Annotated in this window: 1 protein-coding gene and 1 pseudogene; one reads left to right on the forward strand and one right to left on the reverse strand. The window is 69.5% G+C overall.

Annotation, left to right across the window (positions count from 1 at the left end; translation table 11 throughout):
- On the forward strand, window positions 1-1,111 hold a 1,111-nt coding region (locus PV363_RS12960; protein WP_301022526.1), incomplete at its 5' end, for a phosphoenolpyruvate carboxykinase (GTP).
- Between the two features lie 63 nt (window positions 1,112-1,174).
- On the opposite strand, the pseudogene PV363_RS12965 reads toward PV363_RS12960, so the two are convergent.
- Window positions 1,175-1,897 (reverse strand): annotated as a pseudogene (locus PV363_RS12965) (hypothetical protein); the annotation flags it as partial.

The following is a 1,897-nucleotide window of genomic DNA, read 5'->3' on the forward strand; positions in this document are numbered from 1 at the left end:
CATCGGGATCCACGACAAGGAGACCGACGAGACCTACCACATCTGCGGCGGGTTCCCGAGCGCCTCGGGCAAGACCAACCTCGCGATGATGCTGCCGCCGGACGCCCTCGGCGACCGCTATCACGTGTCGTTCTACGGCGACGACATCGCGTGGCTGTGGGTGGACGAGAAGTCGGGCCGCCTGTACGGCATGAACCCGGAGTACGGCGTCTTCGGCGTCGCGAAGGACACGAACGAGACGACCAACCCGACGGCGCTGCAGTCCATCGCGGAGGGCACGGGCGCGATCTTCACCAACGTCGCCTACAACCCCCAGACGCAGGAGGTCTGGTGGGAGGGCCGTACGCCCCAGCCGCCGGCCGACGTCACCGGCTGGCTGGACTGGAAGGGCGACCCGATCGCCGACCGGACGCCCGACCAGGCCGGAGAGCCGTGGGCGCACCCCAACAGCCGGTTCACCACGACGCTCGACAACGTCCCCAACATCGCGCCGGACTACAACGCCGCGTCAGGCGTGCCGATCGACGCGATCATCTTCGGTGGGCGTACGCGCGACCGCGAGCCGCTGATCCGCGCGATCAGCGATCTCGCCGAGGGCGTGTACGACGGGCTGACCCTGGGCGCGGAGGCGACCTTCGCCGCCGAGGGCGTCGACGGGCAGCTGCGCTACGACCCGATGTCCAACCGGCCGTTCATGGCCTACGGCGAGGGCGACTACGCGCGGCACTACCTCGACGTGGTCGGGGCCGCGAAGGAGCTCCCGATCTTCGCGCACGTCAACTGGTTCCAGCGTGACCCGGAGGACGGCCACTTCCTGTGGCCGGGATACCGCGAGAACCTGCGCCCGCTGCTGTGGCTGATCCAGCTCAAGAAGGGTGAGGTCACCGGGCGTCGGACCCCGGTCGGCATCATCCCCACCGAGGACGAGCTGATGCTCGACGGCGTCGACATCGCCAAGGATGACCTCGAGACGATCCTGTCGATCGACGTGGAGCGCTGGCGGCAGGAGATGGGCTTCCGCGAGGAGCACCTCGCGCAGTTCGATCGGGTGCCCGACGAGATCTGGGAGGCGCACCGCCGCGTCAAGGCCGCGCTCGACGCCGAGGCCTGACAGTCCGCTGACGACGATGAGGCGTTTCGACCAGATGGTGGTCGAAACGCCTCATCGCTGTGTCTAGCGCCGGACCTTCGCCGTCGGCAGCGACGGAGCGAGCCTCGGGTGGAGCGCCGGGTCGTCGACGGACACCACCGCGACGACGCGCTTGCCGGCGTCCCCGGGCCGCGGGGTGAAGGTGTAGCCCGTCGCGCCGGCGACCGGACGACCCCCGACGAGCCAGGTGTAGCGGAAGTCCGTCACCTCACGCGACCACCGTCCGTTGCTGACGGTGAGCGTCGAGCCCACCTTCGCCTCGCCGGTGATCTTCGGCAGCCGGGTCGGGACCACGGCGCGCTTGCCGGGATCGCGCAGCGTCACGTCGTCGGCCTTCACGAACACCTGCTTGTGCGCGTACCAGAGCTGGTAGTAGCGCAGCTCGCCCTTCACGTCCGTACGGTCGTCGGGGATCGAGCCGTCGAAGGACTGCGCGTAGTAGTAGTCGGTCTCCACGTCGTCGTCGCTCACGGCGTACGTCTGTCCGGCGCCGAGCGTGTACTCCAGCGGCGCGATCGCCTGCACCGGGATCTCGTACGGCGCGTACGCCTCCGGCTCGGGATAGGCGCGGCCGAAGATCGGTGCCGCGGTCGTCGATGTCGTCGTCACCGTCTTGGCGGTCGTCCGGAGCACGACGGGCCTCGTCGCCGGGTTGTGGACCCACACCAGCGAGCCCGCCCACCAGACGCCGAGCCACTCGTCGCGCACCTCGGCCACGACCAGCTTGTGCCCCGACTGGATGCGTGC

The sequence above is a fragment of the Mumia sp. genome (genome assembly GCF_028803055.1).
GTDB lineage: Bacteria > Actinomycetota > Actinomycetes > Propionibacteriales > Nocardioidaceae > Mumia.